This is a genomic window from Carnobacterium gallinarum DSM 4847 (genome assembly GCF_000744375.1).
Lineage (GTDB): Bacteria > Bacillota > Bacilli > Lactobacillales > Carnobacteriaceae > Carnobacterium > Carnobacterium gallinarum.
In genome coordinates this window covers 1,704,148-1,728,639 of sequence record NZ_JQLU01000005.1, presented here as the reverse complement: position 1 = coordinate 1,728,639, position 24,492 = coordinate 1,704,148, and the positions used below count along the sequence as shown (strand labels likewise).

Genomic DNA, 24,492 nt, shown 5'->3' with positions numbered 1-24,492 from the left:
TTTAAATACATTTTCTTCAACTATTAATTTTCATTTTCCAATTTACGATTTCTGTATATTTTAGTTGCAATTTCTTATACTCTTGCAATAGAAAAATACTTTCATCTGCAGCCATTTCTACAATATCAGCGGGGATTAAATCTAATGATAGGCTTTCTTCAATTAAATAATCACAATAGCCCTCATATAATTCAATTGCGCCTATCATTCTAAGTAATCCTTTTTCATGGAGTTTATTTTCGTAAATCATGATTTACCCCATTTCTAACTAGTTATTTTTTTAATTTACTATTTGTTCGATGACGATTTTTTTGTCTTTCTTCACTCATTTTTTCTCTTAATTCGTTTAGTTCAATTTCTTGTTTACGTGCTCTGATACGATAGTTTCGATTATTTACCGCTAGCTTGCGTCTTACAAGCGTCACAATAAGCAACAGAAGCGCCACTAAAATCAAGCTAATTCCAAGAATAATGTAAACACGTGTGTAATTCTTTTTCAATGCTATATCCGAGTGATTTAACTTATCTGCAACATCCGCTTTAATCTCAAAATTCTTTTCCAGACTCCATTTGTTGCCTTTAGATTCTGCCTCTATTTTTACTGTGTATTTTCCTGGTTTTAATTTTTCGCCCTCTAATGAGATTGGATAATCAAAATAAGAATTAGGTGCCATTTGTATATTAGCTTGTTGACTTGAATATAGTACTTTATTGGAATTTTGTTTGGTCACTGTTGCTTTTAGTGATAATTTTGCCAAATAATCTGAGATAGGATTCACCAATCGAGCATTAATAACATTATGGTGATTCTGCTGACCTGGTTCAGCCTTAGTTAGCTTTAGATCGGCCTTATCTGCTGGTAAAGTTCCATGTAATACAACTCCTACAAGATAGGCATAATCATTTTTGATTTGTGTACCATTTTCATTTTTAGGCGCTGTTCCACTTTCCTCTTCTGAGTCTGACTTTTCTTTAAAAGTTAGCCCACCTACAATTAAGCCTTTAATTTCAGTAGCAGGCATTTTTAAGGTTAACTTGTAATCGATTTTCCCATTTTTGGGAATCACAATCTCTGATTCAGAGCTAGTTAAAAGTGATTCTAATTTAAATGCCAATGAAACATCTGAATCAGTATTAGACTCTCCATATTCAATCACACCATTTGCATTTGTTGTTGCTGTTTTAATTGTAGGAACAACAGTGATATCTTCCTCGGTATCATTTCGTAAATGAGCAATTAACGTTTGCTCCATATTTGGCGTAGTTTGTAAATCAAAATAAGAGCGCTTCGTGTCCACTTGATTTTCCGGAATTTCTGTTTCTACACTAAATTTCAATTCTGATGCATCACTGACTAATGAATTTGCACTACACCCAATTAATACTGTCAGAAACGTTAAAAAAAATGCAATTTTTGCTTTCATAATACAAAGTATCCTCCTTAAAAATAGGGAATCTACATAAAATGCGATTCCCTAACAAACTACTTAATTTATTCTGTTATGGGTTTGGCACATCTTCTAGTACCCAAGTTAATTTTGTTTCATACGTATCTTCTACTGGATTTGCACCAGCTGGTACTTTTAATTCAACACTGCTAGCTTTAGTTGCATCGTCACCGATACTATAGATCCATGTTCCTGCACCTTCTTGAACTTTTGCAGACATCAGTAATTGTGAGTTACCATCGCCAATTATTGACACTGAAGAAGAGACTGTTGATGGAGTTGCTGAAGAAGAAACTGATTTCGCAATCGCATTTTTAAAATGAATTTCTGCACCAGTTAATTCTTTGCTTTCTTTTTTAGATGTAAATGGAGTGTCTTGTTTAACAGTTAATGTCCAACCCGCTTCAGTTCCTCGCGTATCACTGATCTGTGCGTAGTTAGGAACTTCAACGTCTGCCCCTGTATGATCTTTACCAGGTTGAGCTTTTGCTGTATATACTTTATCTACCGTATTAATTTCTTGTTCACCAAAGTTAAAAACTGACGCGAAATCCAAAGTTAAAGGACCTGTTGTACCTGGATCAATTGGTTTGCTTGGATCAATCGGATCAACTGGAGTAAGTGGGTTTGATGGGTCTGTTGGATCAACCGGTGGTGTAACTGATCCTCCACCTTTTGGTTTAAACGTTACAACAGCATCTGTTTGGCGATCGCCTACTGTTGCTGCTGATACTGTATTTCCGCCAACAATTGTTGTAAGTGCAATAATTGTTCCGATTGTCGCTAATTTAATTTTTTTCATTTGTTTTCCTCTTTTCTTCTTAATCCATTTATTATATAAACCTTATTATCAAATAAGATAAACACCGTAATTATAAAACCTATTCCTAGATAACCTAAATTCAGCTCAACTTTTTCTCCCGTTTTAGGAAAAGTCTTGTCTGTTTCAACTACTTCTTTTTCTTGCTCGTTCTCGTCTTCATTTGTGGTTTTACCTTCAACAAAGCCAACTCTAGCTTTTGTTTCATAGATTCCCGGTTTCTGAGCATTTATAACCGGAGCTTGTAACAATAAACATCCAAAAATCAATAAAACGAATTTCATGTACTTATTCATTATTTACTATCTCCCAGTCTATGGATTCGGTACATCTTGCAAGACCCATTCAATTTCCGCTGAATAAGATTCATTACGTGGTTGACCACCTTTAACTTTTAGCAGCGGACCATCCCCGTTTTCCGACCAAGAACTTGAAATATTAATTTCATTGGTTGAGGTAGATGTTTCTGAAGCAATTGGAATTGAGTTTCCTACTGAAAATGGTTCCTCTTTCCCATTAAGCCGGTAGAACAAACTATCCTTTAAAACATGCCCAGAAGCCGAAGTCATTTCCGTTACTAGTATGGCTTTTAATGACCATTTTGATGATGTACCTCGATAATCACGGATTCTAAGTTCATTATCTCTTGTGATTAAGGAATAATTGGTTTCTTTTGTTGGGATTTCTAAATCACCAACACTACTAATTGCTGATGGGGCAGATACAAAAACAAGTTGCCCGTCATATTTATACGTAACTGTTTGCGGCTGACTGGTAAACACACCCGTTGCATTTGTTGGTGGTGCAGATAGCAGATAACCTTCAATTGTTTCAGCCTTAGATGTATAAGCTTCATTTACTTTCCCAGTAAGCACCTGATCAGGAAGCAAAGAAACACCATTTTTATCAACATATTTTACTGTCACTGGTTGTCCTTGACCGACTTGATAGCTCACCTTATACTGTCCAGTAAAATCTTTACTAGCATTAGCCCAATCAAAAGTAAGAGAGCCCGAATCTGGTAATCCTGTCCAACTAATTTGATTTGTCCCACTAATGTATTTCCCTTTATTAGAAATCTGCCCTGGCACTAGACCTTTACCATCTTGACCGATAAGCGGATTAGGTAAGTTTAAATCATTGCCGATTATTTCTATTGGCTTTGCATTAACTACTTGCTTTTTAACTTCAAAAAACAAGGTTTGATCAAGGGGACTAATATCCGAAATCATATTATCGCTCGCTAACACCTGTGTAATCCCTTTGCCTTTTAAGGATGATAAATCACTTATTTGATTTGAACTAATACTCAACATAGATAATTGATTCATCCCACTTAGACTAGAAATATCAGATATCTTATTCGTGTATATATTTAATGTTGACAATTTTGTTAAGTTAGCTAAGCTTGATATATCCGTAACATTATTCCCTCCCCAACCTAATAATTCTAAATTAGTTAAATTGGCAACGACACCAATTGGCGGACTCTGATTATTGGATACATTTAACTCAACCATATTTGTCAGATTTGCTAATGCCCCTACATCTGAAATTGAGTTGGCCTGTACATCTAACTTTTTCAAACTAGTTACCGTAGCTAATGGCGCTAACGTTGTTAAGTCATTATTAGTCATGCCTATATCAGTTAAATTAGGTAGCTTGGCTAGTGGGGTTAAATCGTTAATCCGTTTCCCCACTTGATCATTCCATTTAGGTTGACTCAATTCTAACTGCTTTAAATTAGTTGCATTTTCTAAACCAGATAAATCACTAATAAGAGGATAGTTACTTCCTGTTTTCTGGTTGCTTAACGTAGTTAATTTGAGGATATTGACTGATGTAATTGTGGTGACACCTAAAGTTTGTTGAATCAACTTCATTAAATTGTTATCTTTAAAAGATGACTCAATACTTACTTCAATTTTAGGTTGTGGACTTTCATCTGGCGTAGTTGATTTAACTACTTGATTGCTTGGATTTTCCACTTGCCCTTGTTTATCTACGTCTTGCTTTAATTCTCCTGTATCTGTTGTGGCATCTGTATTTCCTTGTTCCTGGTTGCTTGAATCTTGAACTTTCTCTTCTGTCTGCGGAACTTCGCTTGACTCTTCTTGAGGTTGAGGAACTTCGCTTGACTCTACGACTTGATTGTTTAAATCTTCTTCTTTTTCAACTTCATTATTTTTATTACTATTACTTGTTGCTGTATCGCTACCCTCTGAAATCAAAGTGCTTTGTTGTTGTGTTTGAGTAGATCCAGTATCTGATAGTGTAGTTGCAATAACACGCGTAGATACATTAGCAATTGAAATAACTTGAATTAAAATAATGATTATTACAATGTTTTTACGTTGTTTTTTCCACATTAGCCTAATCTCTCTTCTCTTAATAATTAATTGATTTTGCACTTACCTAAAAACATTTTGGTGTACAATAATTACTGTCCACACTAATCTATCATTCAAAAATTAATTTAACCAGTCTTTTTATTTTTATAATTAACAAAAAAAAAAGACTGGTTAAATGAATCACAAGCTGTTAAATTTGTTATATAATAATAATTACTAAGTGTACAAATAATTATCTAATTAAATAACTACAAAGATAAAATCTTCAGAACATAAATTTTAGTAGTTTAAATTTTAGAAGAATTGGAGGAGCCTATGGAATTTTTATTAGAAAAAGCAGACCAAAGAAAGCTTGAACTTTTTTCTTTTCTAGAATTAAACCAAGCACATTCCGTTTCTTTATATGAAATAAAAGATGCACTAGATTTATCTGAATTTTTAGCTGCTAAAACTGTTTCTGAATTAATTGCAGATATTGAAATATATGACTTAGAAGAATATTATTCAATTGTTCAGCAAGATAAAATGATTACCTTAACCAAAATCGGCAAAGATTCTATCAACCGATTAATTTGGCATTATTTAAAAGATTCACGACGATTCAAACTTTTAGATTATGTTTTTAAAACCAATTACTTTTCATTGCAAACGTTCTATGAAAAGCTCTATATGAGTAAAACTAAGGCTTTTACTTTAAAAACAAAAATTTCTGATTATTTACAAAAACATGAGATTTCCTTATCCGCTGATTATCATTTAATTGGAAATGAAAAACATATCCGCTTATTTTTATTTCAACTTTATTTTACTGGATTTAAGAATTATGAGTTTCCATTTGATAGTGATATCACAAAACTTGTTGAAATTTTTGAGCACGAGCTTACCAATATCCTTATCAAAAGACCTTCAGAAAGCCAACGTTTAAAACTAAGTTATTTTTTAGCCATTATATTTCAACGCCTTGATTTAGGTCATGTTATTGAGCCAGTCGAGTTAAACTATAAGCTTGTTATCAAAAATGAAATTCATTTAATAGAAAATCAACTAAATTTGTTAGCCAACGAATTTACATCGCTTCCTGCAACGAATATTCATAATGAAATTACATTTATTATTGATTTTCTCATATCAGAAGACTACATTAGCTCAACTTATCTTGATAAAAAAAAAGCGCCACAGACGTCTTTTTTGACTGCTCAATTTATTTCGCAAATTGAGTCTTATTTTAACTTAAAACTGGATCCACAGCTCACACTGCTTTTAATTAACGAACTAGATAAAATTCATTATCGAATTTTTTATTATAAACAATTAATAAATGTTTGGCATTCTTTTATTAATCAAGAATTTTTAAAAGAAAATTATATTGATTTTTATAATTTTTGTCAGATATTTATCCATCAAATTGATATCGCTGAGGAAAGTGTTAACATCGAATCCTTTGAAAATGTATTGTTATATGATTACATTTTTGTTTTATTAAAATATTTCCCAACTGATAAAATTTTGGATCCTATCTACGTTACCATCGATTTCTCTTATGGAGAAAATTATAATCATTTCATTCAACTAACATTAAAAAATCTACCTTTTCTCTACATTAAAATTGAAAATTCATTATCCTCCCATACAGATATCTATTTATCGGATATTTTGCCCTCTAAAGTGGATTGTGATTACCTAATTTGGAATAGTCCTCCAACTGCCTCTGATTGGGAAGCTTTTGGTAATTTAATTATAAAAATAAGACAATCTGCAAAAAAAAGGAGCCTTGTATGAAAAGAAAAGAGTATCGTCTTAATAGAAAAGTGATGTATCTCTTTACCAGCTTGTTAATTTCTGTCTCATTAATTTTTTTACAAATTAACAAAGCAACATCAGTAGAAGCATCTACTGATGTTAGCTTGAAGCAAACACGACACCCTGTAAATCCATTAGATCCAACTGAACCTTTCACTCCCTTACGACCAAGAGATTTACCTAAAAATCCGGAATTAGAACAGGAAGAAAAGAATACTGTACACACACCACCAAAATCTTCTTCCTCTTCGACACTTCCCGTTATTCCAAATATTATTATTAGTTCACGCCCTGTATCTTATTTGCAGAGAAAAAAAGTGTCTACTCTCATAGATTTTGATTTATCAAACCAGCCTATCACTTCAGCAAATTCTCCCAAACCACAGCCTTCATCTGACGGTTCTCCTCCTGATAATGCTCCACAAACAATTACAGGTAAAATTTTCTCTAGCTTATCAGGAACACTAATATTTGGACTAAAAAAACCATAATCCTTGCTTGTTATTTTCTTTAATTTAACAAAAAAAGACACTTTCCCCCTAAAAAAAGTGTCTTACATTACTGATAAGTCTTAATTTTTAATCTATTTAACCTAAAATTTATTATTATCGGCCTTCACGTAATCGATTCAATAAAATGCGTTCGATACGTTTCCCAAAATGCTTGATAAACACGATCCAGACAATCATCAAAATTAAGTTGATACCTGCGAAAAGGAACTAATTTATTTTTCGGATGTCATAACTCTTTATAGGAATATAGTAGGTCATTTCAAATTTTTTTCATAACTTCCCTACTATGACTATTTCTATATTATGTGTAGCTGTAATATACTTTCTGTCTATAGTCATTAAAAAATCAAGAATTGCTTACCAGCTTCTGCGACAATTCCGTGCCTCCTGAACTCTTCATACACCCCTTAGCAATAATCCTAACTATCCTCCATAGAGCAGCAAAATCCTTTTCATTTTTTTTAATATTTCGTATCCATAAACGATTTGTAGTGGTCACCTTTTTTTATACCTCCAACTTATTTTCCTATGCTTTTTTACAGTTTCATAATTTTGCTTATTGCTAATTTTAGATACTTTTCTAACGAGAACACACTATACCTACCATAGGTATAAATAAAAAAAACTCATTATGTAGTGCTTAACTATTTTATAAAACACAAAATACCATTGACATCTCCTCTCATATAAAGTTTAATATACCTATGCGGGTATATTAAACTTTATATGAGAGGAGCTTTTTTATGTTTGGATTATTTCAAAGAACAGCAACCATTTCAACGAATGAATTAATGGAAAAATTAGAAAAAAGCAGTATTTTACTAGATGTTAGAACTACCGAGGAATACCAGAGGGGGCATATTAGCACAGCAAAAAACGTTCCCTTAAATAAAATAAGTAACTATAAATATAAACACTCTTCAGAAATTTATGTAATTTGCCAATCAGGAATGCGGAGCAAACAGGCGACGAATATTCTAAAAAAGAAAGGCTACCAAGCAATCAATGTTCGTGGAGGCATGAATCGTTGGACTGGACCTGTTAAAGGAGGGAGAAACTAATGCCTAAAATTATCATCGTTGGTGGCGTTGCCGGAGGAATGTCTGCTGCAACACGCTTACGCCGTTTGATGGAAGATGCAGAAATTATCGTATTAGAAAAGGGACCTTTTGTATCCTTTGCTAACTGTGGCTTACCTTACTACGTTTCTGGTGAGATTAACCAAAGAGAAGCTTTATTAGTGCAAACACCAGAAAACTTAAAGGCTAGATTCGGATTAGATGTGCGTCCCTACCATGAAGTAAAAGCCATTCAACCAGAAAATAAAACCGTCACGATTCAGCATAGAGATAGAATTTTTACTGAAAACTATGATTATCTGATTTTATCCCCTGGTGCAAAACCTTTTATTCCCTCTATTGAAGGTTTAACTGAAGCTACCAATGTTTTTAGTTTAAGAAATGTTCCTGATTTAGATCAAATTATGCAACATTTTGAAGAAAAAAATCCTAAACATGCTACAGTAATTGGTGCTGGCTTTATTGGCTTAGAAATGGCAGAAAATTTACGTAAAAGTGGACTAGATGTCACGATTATTGAAAAAGCCCCACATGTCTTACCCACTCTAGATGAAGAGATGGCGGCCTACGTTAAAAATGAACTGATTAAAAATGGTGTCAAGGTCATCACCTCTCAATCGGCTATCGCTTTCAAACAGGCTGGAAAAGAGATTATTTTAGAAGATGGAACTACTATTCTATCAGATTTAACGATTCTATCTGTGGGAGTACAACCTGAAAATACATTGGCAAAAGATGCCGGTATTGCCTTAGGCTTACGAGGTGGTATTTTAGTTGATGAACACTATCAAACAAGTTTGTCTGATATATATGCTGTTGGTGATGCCATTGTGGTGAAACAACAAATTACAGGTGAAGATGCACTGATTTCACTAGCCTCTCCAGCTAATCGTCAAGGTAGACAAGTAGCTGATGTGATTGCTGGCTTTCCACGAAAGAACAAAGGCAGTATCGGTACAGCTATTGTACGTGTCTTTGATTTAAGTGCAGCTTCAACAGGTCTAAGTGAACGCAGTGCAAAACAAGCTGGCTTAGCTGTAAGTGTTGTCCACACGTCTGGAAAAGACCATGCTAGCTACTATCCAGGTGCCACAGAATTAACGTTGAAACTTATTTTTAATGAGAAAACTGGTGAAATTTATGGTGCACAGGGAGTTGGAATGAAAGGTGTCGATAAACGAATTGACAGTTTAGCAACTGCTATTAAAGGTGGGTTAACAATCTTTGATTTGCCCGAGCTAGAGTTCACCTACGCCCCTCCATTTGGTTCCGCAAAAGATCCTGTCAATATGATTGGCTATGCAGCTATGAATCTCGCTGAAGTATTGAGCCACACTATTCAGTGGTCTGACCTTGAAAAAGAGGTGGAAAATGGTAAAATCATACTAGATGTCCGAAATTCTGGTGAATTAAAAAGTAATGGACACTTCAAAAATGCGTTGCATATTCCATTAGATGATTTGCGTTGTCGTATCGCTGAATTAGATATAAAAAAAGCCTATATTATTACTTGTCACAGCGGATTACGCAGCTATATTGGCGAACGTATCTTGAAACAAGCAGGCTTTCATGTGCAAAATTTAGACGGAGCATTTGCCCTGTACAATACTGTTAAACCAGAGGAGATTATCCATGTATAACTCAATATTTATTGATGAATTTTATCAAAAAGAAAAAAATGAAGACTTGATTATTTTAGATGTTAGAGAAGTGGATGAATTTCAAAGTGGTCATATCCCTTCCGCACAAAATATGCCCCTTAGTTTACTAGGTAGCACTTTCACACAGTTGAAAAAAGATACGCTTTACTATATCATTTGTCATTCTGGTGGTCGTTCTGCAAATGCTTGCAATTTTCTTAGCCAGAAAGGATTCAACGTTATCAACGTAATGGGTGGCATGTCGTCTTGGAAAGGAGCATTAGCTTAATGCAAAACTGTGATAAAAATATTCTAAACCGTTTAAAAAGAGCTGAAGGACAACTTCGTGGAATCCAAAAAATGGTTGAAGACGAAAAAGAATGTGTAGATGTGATTACCCAACTAAGCGCCGTCCGCTCAAGTGTCGATCGTATTATGGGGATTATTGTTGCTGAGAATTTAAAAAATTGTCTTGAAAATCCTGAATTAGATACAGAGAATCAAGCAAAAAAAATCGAACAAGCCGTTCAAATGATTATGAAAAAATAAAATAGACATCCCCTCTCTAGTATACCAACAACTAGGAGGGGATTTTTTGAGGCTATGCCATCTGTCGACCTCCAATAATGTAAAAAAGTGGGGAGATCGACAGATTTGTCCAATCCCTTGATACATCTGGATTTTTAATGAAATTGTTCCTTCATTATGTTACTATTAAAGAATAGAAATCCTCAAAATGAGTAGGTCGACAGATTAGGTCTTTGAAACCCTTGGTATTAAAGGGCTGAATAGGGTACCTGTTCTTAATCTAAAATAGTGTAATGTAAATCCCATAGAACGGAACTTAGTTTCACCACTACCATTAGTTCTTAATCTAAAATAGTGTAATGTAAATTGTAATCCTGATATCTTTGAACAGACTTATGAGTTGTTCTTAATCTAAAATAGTGTAATGTAAATTGATTAACGTATTCAGGCGCAAACTCATATAAATTGGTTCTTAATCTAAAATAATGTAATGTAAATGCCGGAAGCACAACTCCTTACGTCACATTACACGGTGTTATTAATCTAAAACAATGGAATGTAAATACGAGACAATCTTCGTTATATATTTTATTTAACTGTTCTTAATCTAAAAAAGTACAAGGTAGACTAAGCTGTTCCTATTGCCACAACCTCTTCAATTCACCTGTTCTTAACCTAAACTATAAAAACGTATGAAATCACAAAATACTGATTTCATACGTTTTAGTTTATGCTTTTCTATTTTTTAGAACGGACTCACTACTATACCTTAGCTTACATATGGTAATTATCAGTGTTAGACCTAGTGTAATGGAATTTGCAGCAATAAGTGGCACATCCCCTTTAAAAAGACCATGAATCAACCATAAAAAAACGCCAACTACTTGCATCAAGCACGTCTGTATAGAAATTGAGCTAGTCTCTTTCGTTTTGAGAATTTTAACTACTTGTGGAACAAAAGCTACTGTTGTGAGAATGCCAGCCAAACTTCCAATCATTTTTTTACCTCGCTTTTCTCTATCTTTCAACCTATCTTATTCAGTCAATTTTTCCATTTTTAATACTAGCAAACCACCATGTAAACTTTTATCCCTAGAAATCTCCCAATTTTTATTGGCTATCTCCTGAGGCGTTCCAACAAATGAAACTTGCTGATTCGGTAATTGTCCAAATAATGCCGTTACTTCCCATTTTATAGTTTCGGAAAGAACAGGTTCCATCTCTAGTTTTAAGGAAACATCTAGCTTTTCACTTGGATTTGCACAAATAACTAAAACGATCTCTGCGGACTGATAATAATAAGGAACCGGAAGTTCACTTGAGCTTTTATAATTAAGCTTACCAAAATTCGGATGTGCTTCTCCCATTTTCAGTGGCTTCATTACATCAGCATATTGCTTCCGAATTGCGATTATTCTCTTAGTATCATTCAACGTATCCCGTTTTCCAGCTATTTCAAGTTGATCCCAGTCTAACCAACTACCATAGAGCCATCTGCCCTCTCCTATGCGTTCTTTTCCAAAAAGATTTGGAGCTAGATTAGGTAATGGTCGATAGCCCGCATCAAACTCTTCTCCCGCCATAAAAATCGGAATCCCTGGAGCTAGAAGTGCTGTATAGCCTAATAAATAACGACTTCCTTGTGCTGCATAAGGTGTCTTATCTAACGGATATCCTTCCCAACCATTGTCATGACCACTCAGTTGAACAGACATATACTGACCATCCTGAATACGAAGTGGAAATTCCAGCAACAACTGATTAGCCTTTTTCTGGTAACTAATCCGATAATCGACCTCAATAATCCCATCTAATAAAATAGTGCTATTCCATAATTGCCCTTGTCGATCCTGCATTTGAATATTCTTAATTTCCTTTTCTCCATAACTATTCTCAATTCTCAGTTTTCCAACTTGCTCTTGAAACGCAACTTCATACGTTTTAGAATTAACAATTCGCGACTCCGTCCCTTCCCAAATTAATTCAGGAACTTTTCCCTTTTCGTACCAATTATTTTGGCGACTGTTTTGAACAGTTCCATCTGTATAGAAAATCTCTACTTCATAATTGTCATTTACACGACTTTGCCGATCCTTGAAGTATCCGCCTACATCTGACAAAATTCTTGAAGACTGATTTACGCCAAAGTTATGAGAAACACTTTCTCCATGTTGAAGCAAGTCAATTACACCTCTAGTAGAAGGACCATTTTCGGCAATAAGGATCATTCGTTTTCCTGCAGCTAAAGATCTTTTACGAATTTCCGCCCATAAATCATTGCGATAATGTGCTACGTCCAACCGATATCCATCAATATCAAATTCAGTAATGTATCTCAACCATGTTTCAATCCACCACTCGTCCAGCTCTTTTTTCCCACCGTACCAATCAAAATCTTTCATCCCCCAAGATTCGCCGTTAAACCAATCTGGATGTTCTTTTACTAACGAGCTATCTTTCATAACGCCGTGAGTAATAACATCAAGAAAAACCTTAATTCCGTATGCATGAGCCGTTTGAATCATGCTTTTAAATTCAGCTTCTGTTCCCAAAGTTGGATCTAACTGATCCGGTCGAATACAGGCATACTCTGTCCAGATGTTATAAAAATGATTTCCGTCACAATATTGATGTCCTGAAAGCCAGATTCCATTGATTCCTAGCTCATTTAAATAAGGCATTTTTCCCTCTAAAGACATAAACGTTCCTGATTCGGCTCCATTTGGTGAGGTAAATCCCTTTGTCGCAATTTCATAAATAATCAACTTTTCTAAATCCTCTGGGGCCTCGATAATCTCGTAATTCATCGCCATTCTCCTTTCAAACTATCCCACTAAACTTTGACAACAATTGCATCATAAGGTTCCAACACGTTAAGCCCTTTCTCAATCACAAAATCCTCTCGATTAGAAATAACGACTTCTTTTGGCTCATGTTCTAACATAAACTGATTCTGCCTACCAGAAAGATTCGTAATCACCAACCAAGATTCCTCATTATAGGTGCGATAATAAGCAAATATTTCAGCAGCCGTTTCCTCAACTAACTGATAACCTCCCCAAACGACTAGTGGATTATTTTTGCGTAATTCAATCAATTTTTTATATGTGTAAAAAATTGACGTCTTACTTGCCAAAGCTTTTTTAGCATTTATTTCTTTGTAGTTTGGGTGAACGTGTAGCCAAGGAACTCCCTCAGTGAATCCTGCATTTTCAGAATCGTCCCACTGCATCGGTGTTCGCGCATTGTCTCTGCCTTTCGTATTAATGGACTCAATAATGGCGGTCTTTTCATATCCTTGTGAAAGGCGCTCGTGATACATATTGATGCTTTCAATATCAGAAACTTCCTCAATCGACGTAATCGGATAGTTAATCATCCCTATTTCTTCGCCTTGATAAATATACGGCGTCCCTTTCATTACATGCAAAAGAATAGCGAAGAGTTTACCACTTTTTTCTCTATATTCACCATCATTTCCCCACCTAGAAATGATTCGTGGCAAATCATGATTGTTCCAAAACAAGCTGTTCCAGCCTTCATCCCCCATCGCTGTCTGCCATTTAGAGAAAACTTTTTTCAACTCAGAAACTTCCAGCTTTTTTAAATCCCATTTGGCCTTACCAGTCTGTTCATCCAGCGAAACATGTTCAAACTGAAAAACCATTGATAACTCATTTCTATTCGGATTAGAGTATAGCTTAGCAATTTCTGGAGTTGCTCCCCACGTCTCGCCAACGGTCATCATATCGTATTTGCCAAAAGTCGCCTGATTCATTTCCTGTAGATAGTCATGTACTTTGGGACCATTTCCAGTAATTTTTTGATCTGGCTGTTTCCCAATCAAATCAATAACATCCATTCGGAAGCCGCCAATTCCTTTTTCGAGCCAGAAGTTCATCATAGCGTAGATTTCATTCCGGACTTCGTTATTTTCCCAATTCAGGTCCGGTTGCTTTTTACTAAATAAATGTAGATAATATTGACCAGAAGTCTCATCAAATTGCCAAGCACTTCCGCTAAAAGTCGATTTCAACTCATTCGGTTCACTAGAATGAGTAGGATTTCTCCAAATATAATAATTTCGATACGGATTTTCTTTGCCTTTTCTCGCTTCAATAAACCATTTATGTTCATCCGAAGTATGATTAACTACCAAATCCATAATCATTTTTATACCAGCATCATTGGCCTTATCAATTAACTCTTCCATGTCTTTCATCGTTCCAAATTCTTGCATAATTGCTTGATAATCACTAATATCATAGCCATTATCGTCATTAGGCGATTCATACACCGGAGAAAGCCAGATAGCCAAAATCCCCAGATCCTGTAAATAGCCCAACTTATTAATAATCCCTCTTAAATCGCCGATGCCATCTCCGTCTCCATCTCGAAAACTCCTTGGATAAATCTGATAAACGACTGCTTCTTGCCACCATTTTTTACGAATCATTAGCCTTTAACTCCTCCGCTTTCATTTTCTTTAATAAAGTATTTTTGGAACGTTATATAAATAATTAGAATCGGAATCAGGGCAATTAATGCCGCTGCAAATACTAATCCCCATTGAGTTGCATTTTGCCCTTGAAAAAGTCGTATCGCAATAGGCAGTGTTCTTTTGGCATCTGTTTTAATAATAGTCAACGCGGAAAAGAATTCATCCCAAGTTCCCATAAATGATAAGATGGCCAAGGTTGCAATTGAAGGTCGGCACAACGGCAAAATAATATGTCTAAAAACAGTAAATCGACTTCCTCCATCAATGTAGACAGATTCTGCGTATTCATCTGGCAAATCTTCAATAAAGCCTTTCAAAAAATACGTATTTCCAGCAATACCGCCGCTGACATATAGCATAATCAATCCCTTGTAAGTGTCGATTAAATTCAAACTATTTAAAACCGTATACTGAGAGACTAGCGCTAACACAGCGGGAATCATCATTGAAAAAATATACAAGTTAAAAATAATAGACTTGCCTCGAAACTTTATCTTTGCAAATCCATACGCAGATGCTGTTGAAATAACAATCGCTAAAACCGTCGTAACAACTGAAATAAAAAGGCTATTCAAAAAATACCTACCAAAATTATTGGATGTCCAAGCGCTAATAAAATTGCCTAGATAGAATTCTTTTGGAAATAAAACAGGCGGAAAAGGCATAATATACGTGTCTTTTGTCAAAGCCGTCGCTAACATATATAGAAAAGGAAAGATTGACAAAAGTGATGCTCCAATTAAAAAAACATGTAAAAAGACTTGTATCGCTGTTCTTTTCTTCTTCATAGACTATCCCCTCCTATTGATTTTCCTTAAATGCTCTTCTTTGAAGCATCGTGATAAAAATAACAACTAACCCCATAATAAGTGCGACAGCTGACGCATAGCCGAATTGAAATTGTGAAAAGGCTTTGTTGTACATGTAGCTGTTTAGCGTCTCCGTCATTCCCATCGGTCCACCGCCAGTAATCATGATAACTTGGATCATGATACCAAAAGCTCCAATCGTCAGTTGAACAATTGAATAAATCATCGTAGGCTTTAGAAGTGGCATAGTAATGTTTGTAAATGTTCGTAACGCATTGGATCCATCAATTTTAGCTGCTTCATAAACATCCCTAGGCAAACTTTGAAGTGCCGCTGTAAAGATAATCATCACCCAACCAACGCCCTTCCAGATGCACAATACCCAAATGACAATATTGGCAGTCGTTGCATTATTTAGCCACGCTATCGGAGAATCAATCAACCGACTTTGAATCAGAGCATAATTAACCAACGACCCCTTCGTATCTTGAAAAATATATTTAAATAATACCGATACAACTACCCAACTAGAAATTACTGGAATATATAACACTATTTTATATATTAATTTCCCTCTAGATAAGTTATGAATAATTGTTGCCACACCCATACCAATTATCAATTGTCCTGGTACTGTAACGAGAACTGCCAAAATACTATTTCTCAAGGCGATATAAAAATACTGACTTTCACCAAGAGCTCCTTCAGAAAAAAACATCCTTTTAAAATTATCTAAGCCAATAAATTTACTAGGCTGCCCTGGAATAATACTATATTCCGTAAACCCCATATAAATATTTTTCAGTTGAGGATACAAAACAAACACACTAAAAAGAATGACTCCTAAACCAATAAATAACCAAGCATCTCTAGTTTCTAGTGCAGCATAATTTTTTCGTTTCTCATTTTTCTTCATCATCGCTTATCTCCTTGCTGTCTTATTGGTTTAACAACGCATCTACTTGAGTTGCAGCATCATTTAATAATTCTTCAACAGAAGTATCGGTTTTGATAGCCGATTCAAAGGTCTTTGAAATGACGCTATTGATTTCATTCCATTCAGGTGATTGCACTAACGGCTTAGCTGTTTCCAACTGTTTCATATATAAACTAAGCATCTCGTTCTCTTTGATAAACTCTTTTTCTGCTGTTTTTGTATTAACCGGCATCATTCCCAGTTCTTCCCCAAAGATTGTCTGAGCTTCATCTGAGGCTAAAAAACGTGCAAAAATAAATGCTGCTTCTTTATGCTGACTTGATTTAAATACAACTGTATTTTCTCCTCCAATCGGCTCAATGCTAGCGCCTTTGCCTTCTGGGAATAACCCGAATACCATGTTGTCTTTGACATCTTCATTCGCAGTTGCAAACCAAGTTCCATCGTCAATCATCATATAATTGTCGCCTTTAAATCCTTCCCAAGAACCAAGTCCGCCTTCAAGGGATTTCCCGACTAAACCTTCTTTGTTTAACTTAACTAACTGTTTCAACGCATTAATGCTCTCTTTAGAGTTTAAATACCCCGTTGCCTTTTTTGTATCTTCATCAGTATATTTACCACCTAATGAATAGAAATAAGGCATCGTTCCCCAAATCTCAATATTTTGTGGTGCAAATCCATACGTTTCATCATTGGAAATCTTTCGTGAAGCATCAATTAGCTCATCAAATGTTTTAGGTGGTTCTGTAAGCCCAGCTTTCTTTAGCAATTTTTTATTATAAATTGCAATTTTAGTACTAGTGTTCAACGGAATGCCATAAAAATCATTCGCAAAAGCATTGGTGTTCATCGGGCCTTCATATACTTCCTTTTGAATAGCATCAAATCCTTCATATTTTTTTAATGGTTCTAATGCACCTAACTTGGCATATCTTGGTACATCGGTAATATTCATTCGCGCAATATCTGGCGCGCTTCCTCCTGACACCGCTTGCACAATTTGTTGATTGTATTCATTTCCACTTGGCATTCTTGTTGCCTCGACTTTAATCTTTGGATAGTCTTCATTAAACTTTGCAATAATTTTATTTTCAACTATTTCCGTTTCAACATCACTAAACGTATGCCACATACTAATTGTTACTTCTTGATTCTGATCAAAACTCCCCTCTTGATTCGCTTCACTCTTACTTCCGCCACAAGCACTTAACAAACTCACCATTAACCCTAAAAGCACTGCCCATCCAAACTTTTTCTTAAACATAGTTGATTTCCTCCTTTTAGTTAAACGTTTACGTAAAAATTAAAAATAAAAATTATCACAAGGATAATTTCATTTTTTAAACTGAACTGATTTTCTTTCAATTAATTCAAATTCAACAATTTGAGAGGCTACTTTTTCTTCTTCATGGAGCGAATGGATTAATTTTTGACATCCTAAGCTTCCCATTGTATAGAAAGGTTGAGCAATAGTTGAAATTGGTGGTGTCGACATCGATGAAATTCTCGAATTATCATAACCAATTACAGAAATATCATCAGGAATAACGATTTTATTTTCATAACAAGCAGAAATTATGCCTAAAGCCGTTTCATCACTGACACAAAAGACTGCATCTGGTAATTGATCCATTTTTAGATAATAGTCCATGGCTTCCTTTCCAGATTCAAAGCTGAAATCACCATATTTGATTAAGTTATAATCAACCCGTAACTCTGCTTCGCTAATGGCATCTACATACCCGCTAATTCTTGGTTTCCCTGAAATTGGATCTTCAGGATTAACCCCAGCTAAGCCAATTCTTTCGTGACCACATGAAATCAAATAATTAACAGCCGCTTTAGAAGCTGCATAATCATCTACCTTAATATATGGAATTTTTTCATCAGTCGATTTTGTAGATAAGAGTATCGTTGGAATTGCTAGCTTATTCAATTGCTCAATCTCAGCTTCTGATAGTAATATCGAGACAATAATGATGCCGTCAACTCTTCGTTCAGCCATTAAATTCAGACTTCCACCGATTTTCTTTCCCTCAACACCAGCATGGGTGAGAATAACACCATATCCTTCTTCCGAAGCCATATCTTCAATTCCATTGATAATCTTTCCATAGAAGGAAGTAGCTACATCTGGCATTACAACCCCAATCAGCTTAGTAGATTTCTTCACTAAACTAATAGCATTTTCATTTTTTCGATAACCTAATTCTTTAGCAATTGCTAAAACTTTTGTTTCGACTTCTTTGCTGTAGCCATCTAAATTATTTATCACTCGAGATACTGTGGCAGTAGAAACCCCAGCAATTTTAGCAATATCTTTAATTGTTGCTGCCATCGTTTCTCCTCTTTTCATAGTAGATACCTTAACATAGTAAACGTTTACGTAAAGTATCGTATCATTAATTTTTCTATGTGTCAATACTTTTTAGTATGCGTTTTCAAGTATGGTCCATTGATTCTTTTCACTATTCTTAGTATAATTATGGTGCCTTTTTGGAAAGTAATTGCGCGTAATAGAATGGAGAGTATATAGAATGACAACTAATTTTTGGGCCGATTTACCAAAGCCCTTTTTTATTTTAGCACCAATGGAAGACGTCACTGATGTCGTCTTTCGCCATGTAATCAAAGAAGCCGGTTCGCCTGATGTTTTTTTTACTGAGTTTACGAATTCAGATAGTTATTGTCACCCTGATGGAATCGAGAGCGTCCGTGGTCGTTTAGTTTTTACCGAAGATGAACAGCCAATGGTGGCCCATATTTGGGGAGATAATCCTAAGTTCTTTCGTGAAATGAGTCTAGGATTAGCAGAAATGGGATTCAAAGGCGTCGATATCAATATGGGGTGTCCAGTTCCTAATGTTGCTCGTCGTGGCAAAGGTAGTGGCTTAATCCTACGACCAGAAGTCGCAGCAGAATTAATTGAAGCAGCCAAAGCGGGCGGCTTACCCGTCAGTGTCAAAACGCGGATTGGCTACGCTGAACTATCTGAAATGGAAGCTTGGATTACCCATCTATTGAAACAAGACATCGCAAACTTATCGGTTCATCTGCGGACACGAGAAGAAATGAGTAAAGTTGATGCCCATTGGGAAATCATCCCACAAATTATGGAAATCCGAGATCGTATCGCACCTCACACTCTGATTACGATTAATGGGGATATACTTGATCGTCAAACTGGAGTAAAACTTGCTGAACAATACGGTGTTGACGGCATTATGATTGGCCGAGGGATTTTTAAAAATCCTTATGCCTTTGAAAAAGAGCCAAAAGAACATACACCGCAAGAATTACTTGGATTATTGCACTTGCAACTGGACTTACAAGATCACTATGCTGAACTAGCCCCTCGCTCAATTGTCGGCTTGCATCGTTTCTTTAAAATCTATGTAAAAGGCTTTGCCGGTGCGAGCGATTTACGTGTTCAATTAATGAATACAAAATCCACCGATGAAGTGCGACAACTATTAGCTGAATTTCCAGAACATACATCCAACATCTAAAAATTTGACTAAATGAAAGAAAAAAACTAAAAAGGAGAATCATTTTCGTTTAAAAAATGATTCTCCTTCTTTTATGACCCAAATAAAGCACCTATCAAAAAAGAACACCTTCTCACAATTGAGAAAGTGCTTCATATTCTTCCTAAAAGAATTTATTTATTATAAATCTTTGGTCCTTTGCGCATATTCTTTTGATCATTTTTTGGTGTAGGCATTCCTTTTGGTCTGCCACCACCAATAGATTTTTTATTTTTAATGATCTCTAACATTTTTTCTTTCGCTTTTGTATCCATACATCATACCACCTTCACTAATTAACACTTTCCTCATCCAAATTCTTTCGAGAGGAGGCTGCTTGACTATTATCGCAATAAAAAAGACGCTTCGCAACCTAATAGTGCGAAATAAGTGAAAATAATGAGTAATTTTGATAGAACTGTCCTTAGTTAGGCTTTATCTATTCCAAAGACTAAATTCTCAATAGTTGAAAAGTACCTTGAAACATTTATAATTGAAATTGAATAGTACTCGATTTCTTGCAAAACCTCCATCCCATACTGTGTCCGTAAGCCATAAATTCGCAACGATTCCAGTAAATTGTGAAGCTTTACGGACTTTCTTAAGAATTGGTTGGCAGTTCTTGAATTTTATAGAGTTGAAAAATACTATAATATCGATATTTACAACATATTTTTAAAGGGAATTGTTTCACTAATTTTTATTGAATTTTAGATATTCATTACCAAAATTAATTAATTGCACATCAGAGAATACTATAATTCTTATAGCAAAAAATAGTTACATTTTAAAATTTTAATGGTTCCCTTCCAAGATTTTTCTTAACAGAGTTTACTACATACTTTCAAAAATTTCACTATATATTAATTATTAAATTCTATAAACTTATTATCTTACTTCAATTTCCAAATATCTAATAATGGGATATTTTCACTATTTGGTGCTAACGCACTATCTAGCTACTCAACTTGTATGATTATTGGAAGCTCAAATAATACACCTGTCAATATTACTTGTCCCGGTGCTAGGTTAGGAATACTTTCTTTTGAAACGCTATCTAATGAAGACATCTTTTTATCCAATAAACGTAAATCATTATCGTTAACTAATCGATGAATAAAATAATTATGAATTTGAGAGACTATTGTAGGGGAGATATCTGCTGGTCTTTGACTAGATATTGTCAAATAATATCCAAACTTTCTTCCTTCTTTGATTATCTCCTCAAAAACCTCCAATCTATAGTCTTTCCACTTCTCCGACTCCCTACTTGATGAGTCCGATAAAATATTATGTGCTTCATCAACAATTAAATTAAAAATTCTATTTCAATCATTATTTTTTTTTCTATTAATTTCATATGTCATTTTTGCAATAATCATCGGAATCATCATTTTCATATCTTGATTAACGTTTTTGAAGGATACTACATTAACCGTACTGTTAAAAATTTCTTCATCGCCAGGCACTGTTTTAAAGACTTTTGAAAAATCATTTACACGAGATTCAATCCTATGGAGTAAAGGTGCAATATGATCATACTGAACTGTATGTTGCCTTAATTCATATATCATTTTCAAGTAAGAAGCAATTTGCAAATTTTTCATAGGATTATTTAGATCAAAATCCTTTACATTCAATTTTAATAAAACATTTTCCTTTTCTTTTCTCAATACATCTTCATCTGGATTCCAATAATAAATACCATTACTAGATCCATTCCATCCTTCTAAAGAAGTTTTGGAATAAAAACATTCATTTGTATTATTGTACAATGAATTTTCAAGCCAGCCTGAAACCTCTTCATTTGTTAATTCTAATAATTTCAGTACTTGTTTAAATAGGTCTAAACTATTATTATTTGAAACAAAGTTGAATTCCAATTCCCATTACGGGCGGTTTTAATACTCTTTATAGAATATTAATCTTCATCCTCTTCATTTTCATAAGTGACAATATCAAAACTAATTTCCGCATTAATAGAATCTAAAAAATGAATCATCGGAGTTGGCACTACAAGCGCAGGAAAGTCTCCATTATAGCAATCTATGCACAGCACCACCGCATATTCTCTTTGCTCTTCATTTGCTAATTGATTTAAAATGTCAACTTTCGGCTTAAAATTACTCAATATTTCTTGATAAGCTAGTGTTAAATCTTTCATACCATAAAAAACTTTCTCATACGACCACTCATTCTTAGGTCTTAATTCCTCTGGTAAGTTAGGGTTATTTTTAATTACATCTGGCCACTCTTCTTTTGTTCGTGTTTCTGTAGGAGTAACTTTCACTTTATCTGTCATTTCATTTAAGTCGAAATTCTTGCCTGATACAGCAAATATTATTCTAATTTTAGGTAATTTTCTCATAATTTCCTCCACTATTTTATAAAGAAATGTCCTGTTTCAACAAGAATATTTCCTTGTTTAGATTTTAAAAAGATTTCTCCTGTTTTGCTATCCCATAATATGTCAAATTTAGAGATATCACTTTTCTGAACAAACGTTTGCTTGAAGTCGTGAGCATCATCATACCCTTGTTTTTGAGATTGCTCATTTGCAGCCTTATTCCCTTTTATAGTTTTTAAACTACGCTCTTCTCCTGCCCCACCATTTGAAGCAAAATCACTTGTAGTTAAACCGTTAATACCATCAATGGCGATAGCAATTCCTGTCGTTGTTACGACAACTCCCTCTGTTACAATAACACCATCTACAAGTATTCCCATACCTCCTGTCGACAATGTCACTACTGCACACCCACCAATTGTTCCTATAATTCCAGTAATTGTCGTCACAACTCCAAGTGTTGTCTTAACAACATTTCCAACTACATCCAAAAATTTAGAAATTGCATCTATACTTTTATCAAACCAGCTATCTTCCATAGCTTCTGTCATTTTTAGGCTTAATTCTTTATCCTCTACGCCATTTTTTAAGACCACATACGATATATTTCCATTCTCATCCACCCTTGAGAACGTTTCAATACGCTGTTCCGGCTGACTATCATTAAATCCTTTTAAATTTTTATACCACTTTTCTTTACTATAATCTACTGCATTATACCCTTTTTGAGGACTAATAAAGTTAGCGGGATCTCCTAATTGAGCCAAACCTGTATTCACATCGACAATGAGGCTAGATAACTCTGAATAGTGTGAAGCATGGCTTGACTCGAAGGATTCATATTTTTGCAAAATTTCAATCTCATCTTGAATCGGTTGTGTACTTTCTTGCTTAAACCAGTCACCTAATACCGGCACATCTTTCATGGATTCTGCTAAACGACTCATCAAATTGAAATAGTCCGTTTGTACAACTTGTAATTCCCGATATAAATCGCCTAATTTACTTGTATCTAACATTTCGTCTGTTTGTTCCACTTCTGTGACAAAATCAGTTAAGTAACTGCCTAAACTGTTTTCCATTTCATAATAGACGTGAAACATCGTTTTATCTATTTCTTTATAGGCCTCAAGATGAGTGATTGTTGAATCCCAACCCGTTCCTTTTATTTTATCATTATCATCTAGTGTTTGAATAGCATTTGTTACTGCATTAAAACCGCGAACAGCATTCTGACGTTCAGAACCAATGCTCATTTTTACATCACTTAATTCCTCATATCTAATCTTCACTATTTACCTCCTTCCTCAACTCCTCCTAAGGGTACGATGGTCGTTCCCTAAAAGAGGTTTACAAAATTTAATCTGTTCCTATAGCTCAGCTGAATAGAGCACCGCCCTCCTAAGGCGGGTGTCGGAGGTTCAAATCCTCTTAGGCACGCCAGAAAAAGCAATTTCGCAAGGAATATAAAAATTTCTTGCGAATTTTTTTATATCATTTTATCTGTAATATGCTGATTGATGAAATCATAATTTGCTAATTGGGAAACGAACTCCTTACAATAATTTGCTAATCAATTTTGCATTCTTGCTAATTGGAACATTAGCAACATTTAGCTATTAATCAACTGTTGTAGTGTCTTAGCTAATTCTGGTGATTTTTTCAGTTGCTCAATGAGTGATTCTATATCAAGGTTGGCTTCTTGCTTTTCTTCTGGTGGACGCACATTTCTTAAATCTACGTTAGTGGCATAGAAAGCATTCTCGAATTTTTGAGCATTTACCTTTCTATCTTCATCTAAAATATGAGCATAGACTTTAGTAATCATATCGATTTCTGCATGCCCTGTATCACCTTGTGTTTCCTTTAAGTCACCATGATTAAGTTTCAAGCTTGTAGGTTGTACTAGAATGCCTTAAAGAGTGAAATACAACGTTTGGAAGCTCTGCATCTTGTTTTAATTTTAAAAATGATTTTTCCAACACTCTATTTTCACAAGGTCTACCATTAGCTAATGCAACAACTAAATTGTAATCTTGATATTCATCGCCCAAGAATCCTTTTATCTCTTCTTGTGACTTTTTCCATTCAATTAAGATATAGGCTAACGTTTTGGGTAACCAAATCTTACGAATACTTGACTTAGTTTTCGGCTTTTTTAACACAAGCCTTGTGTGGATGTTAGCCATA

At 34.7% G+C, this 24,492-nt stretch carries 26 protein-coding genes and 1 tRNA gene; 8 read left to right on the top strand and 19 right to left on the bottom strand.

Annotated features, from left to right (window positions below; translation table 11 throughout):
* Nucleotides 1-16: 16 nt before the first annotated feature.
* The 5 genes from BR43_RS12875 to BR43_RS12855 all read right to left on the bottom strand — a co-directional run bounded on the left by BR43_RS12875 (nt 17) and on the right by BR43_RS12855 (nt 4,637).
* Nucleotides 17-250: a hypothetical protein gene (locus BR43_RS12875; protein ID WP_034562584.1), complete on the bottom strand. Its 234-nt coding sequence runs from the start codon at nt 248-250 to the stop codon at nt 17-19.
* A 22-nt stretch (nt 251-272) separates the two neighbouring features.
* On the bottom strand, nt 273-1,424 hold the full coding sequence (locus BR43_RS12870; RefSeq protein ID WP_034562582.1) for a WxLIP family cell surface protein: 1,152 nt from the start codon (nt 1,422-1,424) through the stop codon (nt 273-275).
* A 76-nt stretch (nt 1,425-1,500) separates the two neighbouring features.
* Nucleotides 1,501-2,250 (bottom strand): WxL domain-containing protein, encoded by a 750-nt coding sequence (locus BR43_RS12865; protein WP_034562579.1) that lies wholly within the window; start codon nt 2,248-2,250, stop codon nt 1,501-1,503.
* The gene (locus tag BR43_RS12860; protein WP_034562577.1) at nt 2,247-2,564 is read right to left on the bottom strand and encodes an EF2685/EF0750 family sortase-dependent surface protein; all 318 of its coding nucleotides are present in this window, start codon (nt 2,562-2,564) and stop codon (nt 2,247-2,249) included. The genes BR43_RS12865 and BR43_RS12860 overlap by 4 nt, the downstream gene beginning before the upstream one ends.
* A gap of 18 nt (nt 2,565-2,582) precedes the next feature.
* Nucleotides 2,583-4,637, bottom strand: coding sequence for a MucBP domain-containing protein (locus BR43_RS12855; protein WP_034562570.1), 2,055 nt, complete (start codon nt 4,635-4,637; stop codon nt 2,583-2,585).
* A gap of 297 nt (nt 4,638-4,934) precedes the next feature.
* Here BR43_RS12855 and BR43_RS12850 point away from each other — a divergent pair, with 297 nt between their 5' ends.
* The 6 genes from BR43_RS12850 (at nt 4,935) to BR43_RS12825 (ending at nt 10,199) form a co-directional block, all read left to right on the top strand.
* Nucleotides 4,935-6,398 carry a helix-turn-helix domain-containing protein gene (locus BR43_RS12850; protein ID WP_034562568.1) on the top strand — a complete coding sequence of 488 codons (1,464 nt, stop codon included), beginning with the start codon at nt 4,935-4,937 and terminating at the stop codon, nt 6,396-6,398.
* Entirely contained in the window at nt 6,395-6,910 is a 516-nt protein-coding gene (locus tag BR43_RS12845) for a hypothetical protein (RefSeq protein WP_034562564.1), read from the top strand. Before BR43_RS12850 ends, BR43_RS12845 begins: the two co-directional genes overlap by 4 nt.
* 764 nt (nt 6,911-7,674) lie before the next feature.
* Nucleotides 7,675-7,992 (top strand): rhodanese-like domain-containing protein, encoded by a 318-nt coding sequence (locus tag BR43_RS12840; RefSeq protein ID WP_034562562.1) that lies wholly within the window; start codon nt 7,675-7,677, stop codon nt 7,990-7,992.
* Complete coding sequence (locus tag BR43_RS12835) at nt 7,992-9,650, top strand: FAD-dependent oxidoreductase (protein WP_034562560.1); 1,659 nt, start codon at nt 7,992-7,994, stop codon at nt 9,648-9,650. Before BR43_RS12840 ends, BR43_RS12835 begins: the two co-directional genes overlap by 1 nt.
* Nucleotides 9,643-9,939, top strand: a complete 297-nt coding sequence (locus BR43_RS12830) for a rhodanese-like domain-containing protein (RefSeq protein ID WP_034562558.1) — start codon at nt 9,643-9,645, stop codon at nt 9,937-9,939. Before BR43_RS12835 ends, BR43_RS12830 begins: the two co-directional genes overlap by 8 nt.
* Nucleotides 9,939-10,199 carry a metal-sensitive transcriptional regulator gene (locus tag BR43_RS12825; protein ID WP_034562556.1) on the top strand — a complete coding sequence of 87 codons (261 nt, stop codon included), beginning with the start codon at nt 9,939-9,941 and terminating at the stop codon, nt 10,197-10,199. Before BR43_RS12830 ends, BR43_RS12825 begins: the two co-directional genes overlap by 1 nt.
* 707 nt (nt 10,200-10,906) lie before the next feature.
* Here the strand turns inward: BR43_RS12825 and BR43_RS12820 are convergent.
* The 7 genes from BR43_RS12820 to BR43_RS12790 form a co-directional block, all read right to left on the bottom strand.
* The gene (locus BR43_RS12820) at nt 10,907-11,176 is read right to left on the bottom strand and encodes a SemiSWEET transporter (RefSeq protein WP_034562554.1); all 270 of its coding nucleotides are present in this window, start codon (nt 11,174-11,176) and stop codon (nt 10,907-10,909) included.
* 36 nt (nt 11,177-11,212) lie between these two features.
* Nucleotides 11,213-12,985: an alpha-amylase family glycosyl hydrolase gene (locus BR43_RS12815; protein WP_034562552.1), complete on the bottom strand. Its 1,773-nt coding sequence runs from the start codon at nt 12,983-12,985 to the stop codon at nt 11,213-11,215.
* Between the two features lie 26 nt (nt 12,986-13,011).
* Nucleotides 13,012-14,631 (bottom strand): alpha-glucosidase, encoded by a 1,620-nt coding sequence (locus tag BR43_RS12810; RefSeq protein WP_157464128.1) that lies wholly within the window; start codon nt 14,629-14,631, stop codon nt 13,012-13,014.
* A 2-nt stretch (nt 14,632-14,633) separates the two neighbouring features.
* Nucleotides 14,634-15,467 (bottom strand): carbohydrate ABC transporter permease, encoded by an 834-nt coding sequence (locus BR43_RS12805; RefSeq protein ID WP_034562548.1) that lies wholly within the window; start codon nt 15,465-15,467, stop codon nt 14,634-14,636.
* Between the two features lie 13 nt (nt 15,468-15,480).
* Nucleotides 15,481-16,407, bottom strand: coding sequence for a carbohydrate ABC transporter permease (locus BR43_RS12800; protein WP_034562546.1), 927 nt, complete (start codon nt 16,405-16,407; stop codon nt 15,481-15,483).
* Between the two features lie 19 nt (nt 16,408-16,426).
* Complete coding sequence (locus BR43_RS12795; RefSeq protein ID WP_034562543.1) at nt 16,427-17,692, bottom strand: extracellular solute-binding protein; 1,266 nt, start codon at nt 17,690-17,692, stop codon at nt 16,427-16,429.
* 69 nt (nt 17,693-17,761) lie between these two features.
* Nucleotides 17,762-18,766, bottom strand: a complete 1,005-nt coding sequence (locus BR43_RS12790) for a LacI family DNA-binding transcriptional regulator (protein WP_034562542.1) — start codon at nt 18,764-18,766, stop codon at nt 17,762-17,764.
* Between the two features lie 199 nt (nt 18,767-18,965).
* On the opposite strand from BR43_RS12790, the gene BR43_RS12785 reads away from it, so the two are divergent.
* Nucleotides 18,966-19,937 (top strand): tRNA dihydrouridine synthase, encoded by a 972-nt coding sequence (locus BR43_RS12785; RefSeq protein WP_034562540.1) that lies wholly within the window; start codon nt 18,966-18,968, stop codon nt 19,935-19,937.
* Nucleotides 19,938-20,089: 152 nt separating this feature from the next.
* Here the strand turns inward: BR43_RS12785 and BR43_RS20205 are convergent, their stop codons facing one another.
* From BR43_RS20205 to BR43_RS12765, 5 genes are all read right to left on the bottom strand, one after another.
* The gene (locus BR43_RS20205; RefSeq protein WP_034562538.1) at nt 20,090-20,230 is read right to left on the bottom strand and encodes a hypothetical protein; all 141 of its coding nucleotides are present in this window, start codon (nt 20,228-20,230) and stop codon (nt 20,090-20,092) included.
* A 684-nt stretch (nt 20,231-20,914) separates the two neighbouring features.
* Entirely contained in the window at nt 20,915-21,193 is a 279-nt protein-coding gene (locus BR43_RS19220; RefSeq protein ID WP_051933952.1) for an ATP-binding protein, read from the bottom strand.
* Nucleotides 21,194-21,283: 90 nt separating this feature from the next.
* Nucleotides 21,284-21,838 carry a hypothetical protein gene (locus tag BR43_RS19215; RefSeq protein WP_051933951.1) on the bottom strand — a complete coding sequence of 185 codons (555 nt, stop codon included), beginning with the start codon at nt 21,836-21,838 and terminating at the stop codon, nt 21,284-21,286.
* A gap of 38 nt (nt 21,839-21,876) precedes the next feature.
* Nucleotides 21,877-22,323, bottom strand: coding sequence for a DUF4279 domain-containing protein (locus BR43_RS12770; RefSeq protein ID WP_034562537.1), 447 nt, complete (start codon nt 22,321-22,323; stop codon nt 21,877-21,879).
* A gap of 11 nt (nt 22,324-22,334) precedes the next feature.
* Nucleotides 22,335-23,594: a T7SS effector LXG polymorphic toxin gene (locus BR43_RS12765; protein ID WP_034562536.1), complete on the bottom strand. Its 1,260-nt coding sequence runs from the start codon at nt 23,592-23,594 to the stop codon at nt 22,335-22,337.
* A 74-nt stretch (nt 23,595-23,668) separates the two neighbouring features.
* Here BR43_RS12765 and BR43_RS12760 point away from each other — a divergent pair.
* Nucleotides 23,669-23,745 (top strand) — tRNA-Arg (locus BR43_RS12760).
* A gap of 169 nt (nt 23,746-23,914) precedes the next feature.
* Here the strand turns inward: BR43_RS12760 and BR43_RS20345 are convergent.
* Nucleotides 23,915-24,193 (bottom strand): hypothetical protein, encoded by a 279-nt coding sequence (locus BR43_RS20345; RefSeq protein ID WP_211252929.1) that lies wholly within the window; start codon nt 24,191-24,193, stop codon nt 23,915-23,917.
* Nucleotides 24,183-24,491: a site-specific integrase gene (locus BR43_RS20340; protein ID WP_211252928.1), complete on the bottom strand. Its 309-nt coding sequence runs from the start codon at nt 24,489-24,491 to the stop codon at nt 24,183-24,185. Before BR43_RS20340 ends, BR43_RS20345 begins: the two co-directional genes overlap by 11 nt.
* Between the last annotated feature and the right edge of the window lies 1 nt (nt 24,492).